13 protein-coding genes are annotated in these 15,436 nt (G+C 29.1%); 3 read left to right on the forward strand and 10 right to left on the reverse strand.

Annotated features, from left to right (window positions below):
- The first annotated feature begins 132 nt into the window (after positions 1-132).
- On the forward strand, positions 133-342 hold the full coding sequence (locus F553_RS0102185; protein ID WP_018998806.1) for a hypothetical protein: 210 nt from the start codon (positions 133-135) through the stop codon (positions 340-342).
- 54 nt (positions 343-396) lie between these two features.
- Here F553_RS0102185 and F553_RS0102190 read toward each other — a convergent pair whose 3' ends face one another.
- The 6 genes from F553_RS0102190 to xylB all read right to left on the reverse strand — a co-directional run bounded on the left by F553_RS0102190 (position 397) and on the right by xylB (position 7,390).
- The gene (locus F553_RS0102190) at positions 397-1,017 is read right to left on the reverse strand and encodes a DUF4867 family protein (protein WP_018998807.1); all 621 of its coding nucleotides are present in this window, start codon (positions 1,015-1,017) and stop codon (positions 397-399) included.
- Positions 1,018-1,027: 10 nt separating this feature from the next.
- Positions 1,028-2,044: a LacI family DNA-binding transcriptional regulator gene (locus F553_RS0102195; protein WP_018998808.1), complete on the reverse strand. Its 1,017-nt coding sequence runs from the start codon at positions 2,042-2,044 to the stop codon at positions 1,028-1,030.
- Between the two features lie 162 nt (positions 2,045-2,206).
- Entirely contained in the window at positions 2,207-3,820 is a 1,614-nt protein-coding gene (locus tag F553_RS0102200; RefSeq protein ID WP_018998809.1) for a glycoside hydrolase family 43 protein, read from the reverse strand.
- A 13-nt stretch (positions 3,821-3,833) separates the two neighbouring features.
- A complete protein-coding gene (locus tag F553_RS0102205; protein ID WP_018998810.1) occupies positions 3,834-4,436 on the reverse strand; it encodes a cytidylate kinase-like family protein in 603 nt (200 codons plus the stop codon).
- Between the two features lie 57 nt (positions 4,437-4,493).
- Complete coding sequence (locus F553_RS0102210) at positions 4,494-5,828, reverse strand: MFS transporter (protein ID WP_018998811.1); 1,335 nt, start codon at positions 5,826-5,828, stop codon at positions 4,494-4,496.
- Between the two features lie 35 nt (positions 5,829-5,863).
- Positions 5,864-7,390 (reverse strand): xylulokinase, encoded by a 1,527-nt coding sequence (xylB, locus tag F553_RS0102215; protein ID WP_018998812.1) that lies wholly within the window; start codon positions 7,388-7,390, stop codon positions 5,864-5,866.
- Between the two features lie 355 nt (positions 7,391-7,745).
- On the opposite strand from xylB, the gene F553_RS0102220 reads away from it, so the two are divergent.
- Positions 7,746-9,233, forward strand: a complete 1,488-nt coding sequence (locus F553_RS0102220; RefSeq protein WP_018998813.1) for an L-fucose/L-arabinose isomerase family protein — start codon at positions 7,746-7,748, stop codon at positions 9,231-9,233.
- A 78-nt stretch (positions 9,234-9,311) separates the two neighbouring features.
- Positions 9,312-9,890, forward strand: coding sequence for a cytidylate kinase-like family protein (locus F553_RS0102225; RefSeq protein ID WP_018998814.1), 579 nt, complete (start codon positions 9,312-9,314; stop codon positions 9,888-9,890).
- 89 nt (positions 9,891-9,979) lie between these two features.
- On the opposite strand, the gene F553_RS0102230 is transcribed toward F553_RS0102225, so the two are convergent.
- The 4 genes from F553_RS0102230 to F553_RS0102245 form a co-directional block, all read right to left on the reverse strand.
- Entirely contained in the window at positions 9,980-11,776 is a 1,797-nt protein-coding gene (locus tag F553_RS0102230) for a TIGR03986 family type III CRISPR-associated RAMP protein (RefSeq protein ID WP_018998815.1), read from the reverse strand.
- Between the two features lie 91 nt (positions 11,777-11,867).
- Positions 11,868-12,437, reverse strand: a complete 570-nt coding sequence (gene csx19 / locus F553_RS0102235; protein ID WP_018998816.1) for a type III-D CRISPR-associated protein Csx19 — start codon at positions 12,435-12,437, stop codon at positions 11,868-11,870.
- A complete protein-coding gene (locus F553_RS0102240) occupies positions 12,427-13,842 on the reverse strand; it encodes an RAMP superfamily CRISPR-associated protein (protein ID WP_018998817.1) in 1,416 nt (471 codons plus the stop codon). Before F553_RS0102240 ends, csx19 begins: the two co-directional genes overlap by 11 nt.
- 27 nt (positions 13,843-13,869) lie before the next feature.
- Complete coding sequence (locus F553_RS0102245) at positions 13,870-15,423, reverse strand: RAMP superfamily CRISPR-associated protein (protein ID WP_026296897.1); 1,554 nt, start codon at positions 15,421-15,423, stop codon at positions 13,870-13,872.
- Positions 15,424-15,436 lie beyond the last annotated feature (13 nt).

Here is a 15,436-nt window from a genome sequence, read left to right on the forward strand (position 1 = left end):
TTTGATTTATATTTCATAAAAGTATTATATAACTATTAAAAATATAATACAATAAAAAACAATGATATCGAATCATTGTTTTTTAGCGAGCTTATATCCCCATAAATAAATTTAGGGGCTTTACGCTCGCATTTGGTAAAAAATCGTCAAACAAAAGAAAAAGCTACTATTGAAGCTGAAAAAGTTTTATATTTATGTCTAGAAGAAGGATTGAGCTTTAAAATATCTCAAGGTTGTGTACTCACCTTAGCACCACCATTAATTATTTCTCCTGAGGAGTTAAACCTTGCTATGGATAAATTAGAATATGCTCTAACACAAGTTTTTAGACATAATATTTAAATAAAAAAACTACTATAGAATTTAGAAATTAAATCTATAGTAGTTTTTATTTTATTAAATTGTTGTATTTTCACCGATTAAGCCAATAAAGCCGCCATCTTTATCTACGCCACTTTCACTATGTCCAATAAGCCATTTATTAGCAGCAAAAAGTAATTGATTTTCACCTTTATTTTCAGCTGGTTTCACTTGTAATGGAAGATTAGTTCCTTTTGGTAAAACTACACCACAACGGAATTCTTCATTATTTTCTTTGCATGGTGCATAGTGAAGAGTTGTCGCATAAAGTTCTACTGCTGTACCTGCTGGTACAAAGAAGCACTCTATATTTTTAGTTTCATAAGTATTATTTGTGTAATCGATATCTTGCTGACGACCAAGCATCAAAATTAAATCTGTAGCCGCAATATCAATTTCAGAAGAACGATGATATTCAACTGCATTCAATTTATTGTTATAGCCACTGCAAAAACCAAATTCTACTTCTAATCCACCATAAACTTCATCTTGCATCTGTTTAAATAAAGGTAATGCTTCTAAATCCGCATCAGAAGGTTCATATACTACACCTTCTTTAATAGCTTCTTTTGCTTTCATTGTTGCTACAAATTCAGCAGTATCAACGTCTAAAACTCTACCATATTGCTTGAATTCAATATCATGTACACTTTTCATTATCTTTACCTCATAAATTTTCTAATATTTTTATCTCATTTTTCATTATATGTCTACTTTTATCAGGGCTAATACCATTTACTAGATATTCAAAAACAATTTGCATAGCTCTTTGACCTTGTCTATAAGGGTGTTGATAAATCACTGCTTTAATTACATTTTTCTTCATCATTTCCACTGTAGTTGGCACTGTATCAAAAGCAATTATCGTTAAATCATTCTGTTTTTCTAATGATAATACCGCTCTACAAGCACCATATACACCAGCTGCTACAATAAATATTGCATTTATTTCTTTATGTTTTGTCAACATCATCTTAGTCTTATCATATGAAAATATGTCATCATCATCATTTTCTTGAATATCTACTATTTTAAATTTAGGATTTTTATTTATATTTTCTTCAAATCCAGCTAAACGTTGCTTATGACCTAATACCTTTGATGAACCCATGACTATACCTATATTAGCCCCATTTGGTATAATCATCTGCAATAACGCACCTGCTGTTTCACCGCCATTAGTATAGTCACTACCTACATAACATTGACGTTTGGAATTATCTACATCATTATTTATTGTTACTACAAAAATTCCAGCATCTACAAATTCATTGATTTCATTTATAATTACAGGGTCATTTACAGGATTAATAATCAAGGCATTTACTTTATCTTTAAGCTCTTCCATGATTTCATGTTGAGACTTTACATCATAGCCTCTCATATTTTTCCAAATGACTTTCAATCCATAAATTTCATATTTTTCCGCAGCTAATTTTATACCTCTGATAACATCATCAAAAAAAGGATTGCCTTCTGATGAAATCACAACTCCCACCACTGGATTTTTCTTTCTAGCAGATAGTGCTTTTCCTGCTGGATTTGGCTTATAACCTAATTCTTTTGCCATAGATAACACAAGTTCTTTCGTTTCTGGCTTTACATTGCCACGTTCGTTTATAACTCTATCCACTGTTCCTCGTGAGACACCACAAAGGTCCGCAATTTGTTTTATCGTAACCATTTTTAATCTCCCATAATATATGATTATATAATCATATTATACATCAAATTATATAAACATATATTACCTAAGAATTCTAAATATATACTTTTAGAAAACAAGCCTATTATGAATAATATTTTTAAATTTATATTCATAATAGGCTTTTATTAAATCAATACATTATTCTAATTCTTTATACATAAAATAATCAAAATCAGCTGGTTTATTCATACCACTTATATCTACACAGTTTATACCGACAAACGCTCCTGTAAAGAATCCGCCACCTCTAATATAATCATCAGATAATTTATATGAATCAAATGCAAGCGGTATTTTATTATATGTTTTTCCATCAAATGAATATAAATAATAATATTTATCATATCTAACTTCAACTTTGAAATGTACTGCTTTCACATCTTCTGGAATAGCAATTTCATTACCAGCTAAAGGCATAGTGAAATTACCATTATCTGCACATACTATATCAATAATTCTACCTACATTTTCTTTCCATGTAATATGCACAGTAGTCCAATTTTCTGTATTATAATAGCAAACCATACCTGCCATTTGTTGGAATGTATCTGGTTCAAATTCTACACTTGTTGCAGCATCAAAATTAAAAGCTTGCCATCTTCTAGCTACAAAAGATTGTTTAAATAATGATGTTAATGATTCTTTACCATATAAACGTAAAAAACCTTTTCTTGCTTTTAATGTTGCCATGTCTTCTGTTAATGGTACTCTAAGTGATGCAAAATTTATATTTAATGTATCATCATCAAAATCATCTTTTTCAGGATAAGTTTTTTCCCATTTTTGTTCTGGTAAATTTGGTGCTTCTACTTCTTCAAGACCAGCTTTACCACCGACAACTACTGGCCAACCATTTTCCCAAGTAATTTTTTGAATAGCAGTTTCTCTACCTAATGGGCAGTAAGCATGTTGTTCTCTTTCTCTAATAGGATATTTATCAAAAGCAAGTGGTCTACCAGTCAAATGTGCTAAATACCATTCTCCATTTTGAGTTTCAATTAAAGATGCATGTCCACATTTCTGCAATTTATTTGTTGGCTCTTTCCATGCGGATAATAAAGGATAATTTGGATCTGTTTCATATTCACCATCAATAGTCTTACAACGAGCTACTGTTTCACTATGCTGATATGTTGTGCCACCTTCAGCAACAAATAAATAGTACATATCATTTATATGATATAAATGAGGACCTTCTGTATATTTTATATCTGTACCCTTATAAATAATTTTTGGTTTTCCTATTAATCGTTTTTCTTCTACAGAATATTCTTGTAAACAAATTCCATAAAAATTATGATTATATACTCTATGATCCCAATACATATTTACTAGATATTTTTTACCATCAATATCATGAAATAATGATGCATCAAAACCTGAGCCATTTAATTCTATTGGATCACTCCATACTCCATCTACAGTATCACATGTAGTCAAATAATTTTTACAATCTTTCCACATGCCATCAACAACTTTTACATCTGTATAAATAAGCCAAAATTTACCATCAGCATAAGATAAATCTGGAGCCCAAATACCACCTGAATTAGGATTTCCCTTCATATCTAAATATTTAACTTCATTTAATGGATGTGCTACTAAATGCCAATTTACTAAATCCTTTGAATGATGTATCTGTACTCCTGGAAACCATTCAAATGTAGATGTTGCAATATAATAATCATCACCTGCACGACAAATGCTAGGATCTGGATTAAAACCTCTTAATACTGGATTTTGTATTTTCATAATCTTTACCTACCTATTTTTTATTAGATTTTACATATGAAATAATTATATCCGCTGCTTTATCTAAAGATACTTTACTTGTATTAATAATCATATCATAATTTTTAGGGTCTCCCCAATTTTGTTTTGTATAATATTTATAATAATTAGCACGCTTATTATCTTCTTCATTTAATTCTTTTAAAGATTTGCCATCATATACTTCTTTTCCTCTTTTTTCTCTATAATCATCATTTGCACAGATAAAGAAAGAATAATGATTTGGTAAATCCTCTAAAATAAAATCAGCACAACGACCTAAAATAACACAGTCATTATCATTTGCTAATTGTCTAATTGCTTTAGCTTCATTAATAAAAACATCATTATTAAAGCCTGTATTTCTACTGCCAAAGTTGAAAAATGGTATAAAACTCAAAGATAACGGTGTCACATTATTTTCTAGGTTTCTCAAGTTATCTTCACTCAAATCATCTATACCTATTTGAGCTGCTGCCAAATGAACTATCTGTCTATCAAATAATTTATAACCTAATTTTTCTGCAATTTTATTTGCTAATTCTCTTCCTCCGCTACCATATTGACGACTTATAGTAATAACAGTATGATTATTCATTTTTAGGCCTCCATAACAATAAAAATACTATTAAATTAAAATATTATTTATTTCTTTTTAATTTTCTTTTGCATGACGAATAGCTAAATCTCTTACCACTTGTGGATAAATTTTATCAATATTAGCTGTTAACATAATTAGAATTCCTAATACACAAATACCAATTGGAATATATGCACAAATAGCCATTATTGCTGTTATAGCACTATCAGATTGTACAGCTAAAGAACCATCATAATTTCCCATAGCTAGTACAACACCTGTTACTGCTCCACCTAAACCTGCACCAACTTTCATGCCAAAGCTAGTTACACTATAAGTTACACCTTCAATACGTTTATTAGTTTTCCATTCACCATAATCTACTACATCGGCAACTAATGCAAATAAACCTGCATTATGTGGAGCTCTACCAATACCAGCAATAACATTACCTAATAAAGCACAATAATAATTATCTGGGAATAAGGCAATAATACCAAAACCAATAATCATTACTACATATCCACCAATCATACAATTCCATTTACCAAATCTATTAGCAATTACAGGAAAGAATAAGCATGATAACATCATTGGTACATTGCCAAATAATACAAGCATACCAAATATATTTTCATCATGAAAAATGTATTTTACATAATACATCCCGCTACTACCATTTACTGCAAACATAATATAATCAATAACAAAAATTATTGCTAAATAAATAAAATATTTGTTTTTAACTAAATACCCTAAAGATTTTACAAAGCTTATATTTTCTTTTTTTACTTCTACAGGTTCTACACGTTCTTTACAGAAAAAGAAAGTTATTAATAAACAACACATAGCTATAATACCATAAATTGTTGTAATGCCAAACCAACCTAAAGCTTTAGCTGCTGGTGGTGTAACGAAAGAAAGAATTATTACTAAAAAGTTAACCATAAAAAAGCGAATAGAACTTAAGGATGTACGTTCTTTTTGATCATCTGTTATAAATGATAATAATGCATTATATGGCAAGTTAGATGCTGTATAAACAATAACTGTAAGGAAAAAATAAGTACAAAAAGCATAAATAACTTTTCCTGTTTCACTAATATCTGGCACACTAAATGTTAAAATTAAAGCAATAGCCATAAATGGAGCTGACCATAAAATCCATGGACGAGCTTTTCCCCATCTTGTTTTTGTCTTATCTATTATAGCTCCCATTACTAAATCACTAATACCATCAAAAATTCTTGAAGCTAACATTATACCGCCGACAGCAGCTGCACTAATCATTACACTATCTGTATAATAAATAGTCATAAATAACGCTAAAACATTCCAAACAAAGTTACAACCACAGTCGCCTGCACCAAAAGCTAGTTTTTCACCTAATGATATTTTTTGCGTTGCCATAAAAACTCTCCTCCTATATATACATAAATAAAAATTTATAACTTAGCTAAATCCTGATAACAACCTTTTAATTGCGCATATACTTTCTTGTATAAAGCATGTCCTTGTTTATAATATTCACTTTCTTCTTTTATTGGACTGCAATTTGTTCCTGTTTTGATAAATTCATCACAAGCAGATACTACATCTTTGAAAATTCCAGCTCCTACACCAGCTAAAATAGCTACCCCTAATGCTGGACCTTCTTCAGAAGTCAATGTTTTTACTTCACATTCAAACATATCTGCAAGCATTTGGCGCCATACTGGGCTTTTGCCACCGCCACCACATGCCATCATTTCATCTACTGTTACACCCATTTCTTTCAAAATGTCATAACAATCGCTAAGTGAATATGCTACACCTTCCATGACAGCTCTCATCATATTTTCTTTTGTATGAATTGCAGATAAACCAAAGAATACGCCTCTGCAATTTGGATCAAGATGTGGTGTTCTTTCGCCCATCAAATATGGTAAATACATCAATCTATCACTGCCACATGGAATTTTTGCTACTGCTTCATTCATGAGTACATATGGATCTTTTCCCAATTCTTCTGCTTTTGCTTTATAATTATCAGCTATATTATCGCGGAACCATTTAAGTGATAAACCTGCTGCAAGTGTTACACCCATTACATGCCAGCAACCTGGTACTGCACAACAAAAAGTATGAACTCTACCTTTTGGATCAATACTTAATTTATCTGTATGTGCAAATACTACACCACTTGTACCAATTGTAGTGAATGCTTTACCGTCTTTTACAATACCAGTACCAATAGCTGCTGCCGCATTATCTCCTGCACCACCTACAACTACTGTATCAGTGCTAAGTCCTGATAATTTAGCAAATTCATCATTAATATGTCCTGTTACTTCTGGAGATTCATATACTTTTGCCAATAAATTTTTGTCTATATCAAGTTTTTCTAAAATCTCATCTGACCATTGACGTTTTGGAATATCTAATAATTGCATTCCACTTGCATCAGATACTTCTGTTGCATACTCACCTGTCATGCAAAAACGTACATAATCTTTTGGCAATAAAATATGTTTACATCTTGCATAATTTTCTGGTTCATTATTTCTAACCCATAAAATTTTTGATGCTGTAAATCCTGTCAATGCTGGATTAGCTGTAATTTCTATCAATCTTTCAGCTCCAACCTTAACAGTGATTTCTTCACATTCTTTTACTGTTCTTTGGTCACACCAAATAATTGAAGGACGAATTACTTCATTATTTTCATCAAGCATTACTAGCCCATGCATTTGACCAGATAAACCTACGCCTTTTACATCTTCAGGATTAATTTTAGATTTTGCCAAAACTTCTTGAATTGTATGTAAGGAAGCATTATACCAATCTTTTGGATTTTGTTCTGCCCAACCATTTTGTGGTTGATACATTGGATATTCTTCTGAAGCTGAAGCTATAACTTTCATAGTTTCATCAAATAATACTGTCTTTGTCGCTGAAGTACCTATATCTAAACCTAATAAATATTTCATCATTTACCGCCTCTCATTTTGTGCTTAAGCACATTTGTTGTTTTAAATATATCACCTTTGAATTTATCCGTCAATATTTATTTTTAGAATTTTTCAGATTTTTTTAATATGTTTTTCTATTTTATTATAAATAAGTAAAAATATTATCTTTTAAAGTTTTTTGAATGACTAACACTTTTTATAAAAAGACGTTTTCTCCATTAAACCATTATTATAAATTTTCTAAAAAATTATTATTGACAAAAACATCACTACATGATATTCTTTAATTGTTCTTGATTGTGCCTAAGCACATAAAACACAATAACATAATAAAATCGTAAATATATTAGTGTATATATAAAAGGAGAGTATATTCATGTTTAATAATATTCCTGATGTAAAACTTGGTATCATTGCTGTAAGTCGTGATTGCTTTATCGTTTCTCTTTCTGAAAATCGTAGAAAAGCAATCGTAGAAGCTTATACTAAACAATATGGTGAAATTTTCGAAGCTCAAACTGTAGTAGAAAATGAAATTGATATGCTCAAAGCAGTTGAAGAAGTTAAAACTGCTGGCTGTAATGCTTTAGTTGTTTTCTTAGGTAACTTCGGTCCAGAAACTCCTGAAACTTTAATTGCTCAAAAATTCGATGGCCCTGTAATGTATGTAGCTGCTGCTGAAGAAACAGGCAAAGACCTCATCAATGGTCGTGGCGATGCTTATTGCGGTATGCTCAACTGCTCTTACAATCTTGGTCTTAGAAAAATCAAAGCATTCATTCCAGAATATCCTGTAGGTACTGCTGATGAAATCGCTGAAATGATCAACGAATTCAATCCTGTTGCACGCGCTTTAATCGGTGTAGCAAATCTAAAAATCATCACTTTCGGTCCTCGTCCACAAGATTTCTTTGCTTGCAATGCTCCAATCAAACCACTTTATGATTTAGGCGTAGAAATCGAAGAAAACTCCGAACTTGATTTACTCGTTTCTTATAAAGAACATGCTGATGACCCACGCATTGATGATATTGTTAAAGATATGGCTGAAGAAATGAGCACAGCTAATCCATATCCAGATCTTTTAAAACGCATGGCTCAATATGAATTAACATTACTTGATTGGGCTGAAAAACATAAAGGTTCTAGAAAATATGTAGTATTTGCTAATAAATGCTGGCCTGCATTCCCATCTCAATTTGGTTTTGAACCATGCTATGTAAATAGCCGTCTTGTATCTCGTGGTATTCCTGTTGCTTGTGAAGTAGATATCTATGGCGCACTCAGCGAATATATTGGTACTTGCGTAAGTGGCGATGCTGTAACTCTTCTCGATATCAACAACTCCGTACCAAAAGATTTATTCGAAGAAGATATTGCTCCAAAATATAAAAACTACACTCTCAAAGATACATTCATGGGCTTCCATTGCGGTAATACTCCTATGTGCAAACTCGCTAAAGGTGCTATCAAATATCAGCTTATCCAAAATCGTTTACTTGAAAATGGTGGCACTCCAGATATCACTCGTGGTACTTTGGAAGGCGATATTGCTCCAGGTAAAATCACATTCTATCGTCTCCAAAGCAATGCAGCTGGACAATTACGCTCTTATATAGCAGAAGGTGAAGTATTACCTGTTGCTACTCGTTCCTTCGGTGGTATCGGTATCTTCGCTATTCCTGAAATGGGTCGTTTCTATCGTCATGTACTCATCGAAAAACAATATCCACATCATGGTGCTGTAGCATTCGGTCATTATGGTAAAGCTTTATTCAGTATCTTCAAATTCTTAGGTGTTGAAGATGTAGCTTTCAATCAGCCAAAAACTATGATGTACCCAACAGAAAATCCTTTTGCTTAATTAAAGATAAATATAATAAATAATAATAAAGAGCATCTACTTTTGTAGGTGCTCTCTTATAAATAGGGGGATTATTTCATGGGTAATTGTATTATTACTATTGGTCGTCAATATGGTGCTGGTGGTCGTGAAATCGCTGAAAAATTAGCTAAACAATTACAAATACCTTTATATGACCGCAAACTTGTAGCATTTATTTCTGCTCATCTTGAAAAAGGTGTTTCTCTTGATGAATTAGATTTAACATATGACAATCTCTATGGCAGTGTTTCTCCATATGAAACTATGTTTGCTGATTTGAATGTAGAAGACGATAATTATTTATTCACTCCACAATCAAAAGCTATCAAAGCACTCGCTGAAAAAAATTCTGGTATTTTTATCGGTCGCTGTGCTAATTTCATTTTGAAAGATGTAAAAAATGCTCATCACTTCTTTATTTGTGCAGATGATGAATTCCGCAAAATACGAGGCACTAATGTTTATCATAAAGATTTAGCTACATTAAAAAAAGAAGATGCTAAACGTGCTTCTTACTATAATTATTATACAGGTTCTACATGGGGTGATTGTGCAGATTATGATATGATAATCAATGTAGGTCGCTGTGGCATAGATAAAGCTGTAGAATTAATTGCTAATTACTTAAATAATTAAATAAATTGCTAACAACTTTCTTTAAAAATATAACTTATCTAAAAAAGCTAGTACAAAATTGTACTAGCTTTTTTAGATAAGTTATATTTTTACTTCATTATTACTTCCGATATACTAGGTAATGGTATCTTTTTCTTTAAAATTTCTTTGTCAATATCATTATTCATATCCATATAAGAAACTTTTTGACACCATTTATTATCATTAATATTTTCTATTCCCATTATTATTTTTAAATTATTCATTCTTTTTTGATATAACTCTAATGATTCTTTAGAATGTTCATTTAGAACTTTATACATATACTGATTAAAACATTCTATATATTCTTGCTTATTAACTTCTAATTTATATGCTTTAAAGTTTCCCTTATCATCAAAAAGCTTTGTATAATATTCATCTTCTCTCAAATATAAATCAGCTAGAATTTTTATACTTCCTAATCCCATTGCTTTTCCCATACCTAATTTATAACAACAATTTTCCTCGCCGAGTTTAAATAGATATGTCAAAGCTCCTAATTCAACTTTATCTAAATTTTCAAAACGTACTTTTCCATTAAAATGACATTTATCTATTAATGGTCTTATTATAACTTTACTATATTTTCTATATATATCTTCTTTCTGTTTTCCTTTCCAATTTATTTTTTTATGCCAATACAACTTATATCCTCTAATAGTTGTATTGCCATTCCAATTTTGTACATTATCATTTTCATCTACATTTAAATAAAATTGATAAGCTGTTGGATTTGGACTACTTACATCTAAATAAAAATTTTTATAAAATGCATTCTTTTCTTCTTCATCATTTAAATAACAATCTTCAACATACACTCTACTTCCCCAATATTCTTTATTTCCAAAAATGGCATCTGTAAAATCTATTTTAGGTAATTTTAGTTCCGTAGGTACATGCATAGCTACTGTTTTTTTGTAAGGTATCCTATAATATGGACTAGAACCTAAATGACATACTTCACCATCTTCTAAACAATAAAAACATGGACTAATGATTTTATATCTTTTCTTCAAGGCATATTCTAAAAATTTTAATCCTTTCGGTATACTTTGAGTGCTATTTACTTTTAATTTAAATAAATTTTTACTATTTCTATTCCTATCTAGTTTATACGCTTTCATAAAATCATTTGTTATAGCTATTCTTTTATCCCATATAGGTTTTGTAATTCTATAAAAATAGCGTTTATCTTTTTTATCTATATTTCCAGAAAAAATATCTACATAATCATTTTTCCATATTATATATGGAGATTCTGATACTTTTTTTATATTTGTTGTATTATTTATTACCTCAAAGTTAGCTGGACAAACATATTTTTTTCCCATAAACTCTATCAGAAATCCTGCCCGTGCTTTAGGTATACTTTTATTATTATCTCTATCCTGCATAGACATCTCTTCTAAATATTCTTTAGAAAATAAATCATCTTTTGCAATACTTCTCCAAAAAAACAAACCATCATTAAAATTTCCATTCTCACTGCATCTCATAGCTGAATTAGTTATTATTCTAAAAATATTCTTTAAACAACCTCTTAAACTACTTCCTGGAATTGCCTTATGTATTCCTTCTCTTAATAACCCACTTTCCCCACCAATATATAAAGGCGTTATATTCTCTATAGTTACATCAAAATAACCACTATATTTTTTACCATCTTTTATAAAAGCTTTATATCCAGCTTCATTTAATATTTTTTTTCCATTTTTATTAGCATAATTTATTTTAGTATTCTTTAATTGCTCCATCTCTATATATTTATTTAACCTTGATGGCACAATTATATCATTCAATTGTACAAAATTATAAGGTGCTCTAGTTTTTTCTTCCAAAGTTAAATTAGGTATATTTTTTTTCATATAAAAACAACTATTAAAATATAATACATTATATATTTACAGAACAAATAGTTGTTTTTTCACCTCCCACAACTTATGATTTCTGCAATCACTATTCCTCAGGTTCTATATCTACATAACGGTAGTATCCATATCCAGCTTGACCAGTACTATTATTATATTCAATATAACTACGCGTAATTAATGTATAATAATCACTTTGCCTATCTACAGGAATTATTTTTTTTATTTTTCTTCCTTTATCAAATAATTCTATAAAATCATTTGATAAAATTTTATGAAATTTTCCCATTATTACCGATATACTATCAACAGTATCTATTAATTTACTATATTCTCTATCTTCATCTCTTATAACTCTCACATAATATTTATCTCTATTACGAAAAATTAAGATTTCCTCTAACTTATTAAATAATCTCATCTGTATCAAATATTTAGGAATAATATTACTATCATCACTAAATACAAAATGTCGATCACTATAATATCCAAATTTCATCTCATTTACATTCTGTACTAAAACCTTATAATCATTAATAGCTATTTTTTCTAAAATTTCATTTAATGATTCTTTTACATCATAAATATATTCTTTTTTTATTGAATATATCTTTTTACATTTTAAACAATTTTCCTCATCAAAAAAACTATTCTTCATAAAATTCACCACACAATGCTTTAACATATTTTTCTAAAATCTCTTTAACGTCTTCTTTACCATCTTTTCCTGCTACTATTATTTTATTCTCATTTTCCCTTTCTATTTTAAAAGTATTTCCTCTATAATTTATTAAACAATTATTTCCACTAAAAACACCCCTACCAATAGATTTACCTCCACCAATAGCTAAATTTCCTAACCACATATCTTTTAGAATCAATAACATCAATCCTGCTTCTAGTTCTGTACATCTTTTTATGCGCAAATTAATAGAAATCATCGTCTTTGCTCTGTCTATTTGCCAAATAGGTTCATCACCAAATAAATTCCCATAAAAAACTCCCCCAGTAAAACTATCTATTTTTGTTCTTGGTTGTTTTTTACTAATAAAATTATTTTTTTTAAGATAAATTTCATTTACATGTAATCTACTTCGTAAAAGTTTATTATTTCCTTCTGAATCTACTTTTTTCCCATGTCCCATCAAATTATCTATAAAAGATACCACATTTTCTTCATTTTTATAATTTGATAAATTTCTTAATATATTAATTGCTCTATTTCTAATAACCCCTTTTATACTAGTACCTGGAATAACATAATCTTCTCCACTTTTTAATTGCACTGCCCTTATTTTTATATTGCTTTCTTTCGATAATTCTTCTTGAAAATCTGTAGTTGCTATTATCATAGAATTCTTTAAAGACAACCCTATTCTCATTCTAAAATCGCTTATTATGTTACTTTTAGCATCATCATATTTTACTGGCACTTTATTAATATTGCCATCTAAATACTCTAACCATGCCCAAGCATCTTCATCTTTACTAAAATCAAAAATATAAAAAGGAGTAGGTTTCTTTTTTATTTGTATTTTTCCATATCCTTTCGTTGTTAATGCTCCAATATTCATACCTGTATCTAATATATATGCTATAGTTTTTGCTACTTCATCTATATCTACATCTTTAAATTTTTTTCGTACAGTTATTTCTATATTTAATAAACCTTCTGCACCTCGCTCAATCATCTCAAAATCATATTTTGCCTTATCTTTACTCACATTAGTAATATCATCAATAGCTACACCATCTCTATGGATAATTTTTACATTATTTAATTTCACATCACTTATTCTAATCAAACTTTGATTTTCATTATTTTTATTTACATTGCCAAAAATAATATTTTCTATTTTTTCTCCATAGATATCAGATATATAATTCCGCAATACACCAACTATTGAAGTTCCCGGTATAAATGCTTGACCATATTTATCTTTTAAAATCAACATATCTGTAATACCATCATCTTTTCCTGTAGATATTCTCAATGGAGATTTCACTTTTATAGGGACATTTGAAAAAACTATCTTTTTTATTATTTTTGCTTCATTATTCATTTCTATCTCTCCTATGAATTTATCTAACTAATTTATTTTTTTCAAATGCTTTATAAACCATAACCAATATTCTTTAAATAAAATATCTTTATCAATAGTAAAAATATTATTTCCTAAATCATTCTTTAATAATTTAACTTTATTATCATCTAAATCCAAATATTGTTCCCATTTAATATTCTCATATGGCATTTTTAAACTTTCAAACCAAAAACTATATACACTCATTCCATCTAATTTTATTTTACGCAAATTATCCTTTGCTATTGGTTTAAATCCATTTATTTCTTGTATTATAATATTTTCTTTATCATTACTTAAAAATATTCTTTCTACTCTATTAAGAACATTTTTTGTCTTTAAAGGATTTACTCTTTCCGCATCCATTATAGCTTTCTTTCGTACTTCTAATAATATTCTTTTCTGGATAATTTTCCTTGCATTTTCTTTTACATTACTACTTATATTTTCTCTAATTAATATTTCTTCTGGATAATCTATTATTCTTATATTATCCATCGCTTGCCAAAGTCTAAACTGTCCAAAACCATCTTCATATCTACAACCTAATCCAGAATATAAAATTTCACTTATTTTATCTAAAATATTTCTATCTATTTTATCCATAACAAGCTCAATCAATGAACCCGCAGAAATCGCTCTTTTTCTTTCTCTCATAGATTGCCAAACGCTAACATAACCACTAACTTCTTCACTATTAGCTAAAATATCTATATTTTCTTTTTTTATACTTACATCTATACCTATATTCTTCAATTGCACTTCTATATAAAATAAAAGTTCTCTTACTACCACTTCTACAGATTGCCATTCTTTTATGGGAATATATGGTGTTAATACCTGCAAATATATATTTTTATTAACTACATCATACTCAAAACTATTACAATTTGAAATTTCTCCTATTTTACAAAGACATTTACCATATTGTACATTTCTTGAACGACCTATATGAATATTATCTAAATCAATATTATCTAAAAAAGATTTTACATTTTGAACAATATCTTCATCTACTATCAAATATCCTTTAAAAAACTGATTAGGTTCTATATATTCATAATTAAAAATTCTACCATCTTTATTACTGCCAACTAAACGTAAATTATCTTCATTACGTGCCATATGCAATTCAACCTGAGTATCCACATCCACTTTACAAATTTCATTATCGGCTTTCAACATAAATCCATTCATTTTTTTATAACCTGGTATTATTTGTTTATTATATGAGATATCTTTTACTGTCTTACCATCTTTACTACACACTAAGGATAAAGGTATATTCATTGGATTAAAATTATTTTTTATCAACTTTAAATTTTTCCCTACTGGATATGCTGATATAAAACGTACTTTTCCTGATAAAAATATATTATAAAAATCCTCATCTTCATGTGCATTCTTTAAATTCTTATATTGTATAAATTTTCCAGCTAACATACCTCTAACAATAGAACCTGGAATGTATTTTTTTGTAACATATAATGTGGTATCATTGTTTTTCTCTGCTAAACTTACTGGAGCTAGTGTTTCTATAATATAATCTATCTTTTTCACACTTATACCTCCT

Source organism: Megamonas rupellensis DSM 19944, from assembly GCF_000378365.1.
GTDB classification, from domain to species: domain Bacteria; phylum Bacillota; class Negativicutes; order Selenomonadales; family Selenomonadaceae; genus Megamonas; species Megamonas funiformis.

Excerpts from the sequence above, each read along its gene's own strand:
- F553_RS0102230 (WP_018998815.1), bottom strand. The coding sequence starts at position 11,776 with ATGAAAAAAAATATACCTAATTTAACTTTGGAAGAAAAAACTAGAGCA.
- F553_RS0102220 (WP_018998813.1), top strand. The coding sequence starts at position 7,746 with ATGTTTAATAATATTCCTGATGTAAAACTTGGTATCATTGCTGTAAGT.
- F553_RS0102210 (WP_018998811.1), bottom strand. The coding sequence starts at position 5,828 with ATGGCAACGCAAAAAATATCATTAGGTGAAAAACTAGCTTTTGGTGCA.
- xylB (WP_018998812.1), bottom strand. The coding sequence starts at position 7,390 with ATGATGAAATATTTATTAGGTTTAGATATAGGTACTTCAGCGACAAAG.
- F553_RS0102190 (WP_018998807.1), bottom strand. The coding sequence starts at position 1,017 with ATGAAAAGTGTACATGATATTGAATTCAAGCAATATGGTAGAGTTTTA.
- F553_RS0102195 (WP_018998808.1), bottom strand. The coding sequence starts at position 2,044 with ATGGTTACGATAAAACAAATTGCGGACCTTTGTGGTGTCTCACGAGGA.
- F553_RS0102200 (WP_018998809.1), bottom strand. The coding sequence starts at position 3,820 with ATGAAAATACAAAATCCAGTATTAAGAGGTTTTAATCCAGATCCTAGC.
- F553_RS0102240 (WP_018998817.1), bottom strand. The coding sequence starts at position 13,842 with ATGAATAATGAAGCAAAAATAATAAAAAAGATAGTTTTTTCAAATGTC.
- csx19 (WP_018998816.1), bottom strand. The coding sequence starts at position 12,437 with ATGAAGAATAGTTTTTTTGATGAGGAAAATTGTTTAAAATGTAAAAAG.
- F553_RS0102205 (WP_018998810.1), bottom strand. The coding sequence starts at position 4,436 with ATGAATAATCATACTGTTATTACTATAAGTCGTCAATATGGTAGCGGA.
- F553_RS0102225 (WP_018998814.1), top strand. The coding sequence starts at position 9,312 with ATGGGTAATTGTATTATTACTATTGGTCGTCAATATGGTGCTGGTGGT.